The 253-nt window shown below is 68.8% G+C and carries 1 protein-coding gene; it reads right to left on the reverse strand.

Annotation, left to right across the window (positions count from 1 at the left end; all coding sequences use genetic code 11):
* The coding region (locus tag ACVA58_RS28390; RefSeq protein WP_446513570.1) for a TonB-dependent receptor domain-containing protein at positions 1 to 253 on the reverse strand (253 nt) is incomplete at both ends.

Raw genomic sequence — 253 nt, forward strand, 5'->3', positions numbered from 1 at the left:
CGCCAGGTTGGCGATGCCACGGAAACCGCCGCCCAACTCGCCGTTCCACTCGAATTCCAGGCCACGGCTGCGTACCTCGCCGGCGGCGCGCGAGAAGCCGCTGTTGGCAGGGTCGGCGGTCAGCACGTTGCGCTTGGTCACGTCGAATGCGGCCAGGGTCGTCAGCGAGTGCGCGCCGGCCCATTTGACGCCCACCTCGTAGCCGTGCCCTTTCTCGGGGGCGAAGGCGTTGCCGTTGGCGTCGATGCCATTG

The sequence above is a fragment of the Photobacterium sp. DNB22_13_2 genome, from assembly GCF_052873915.1.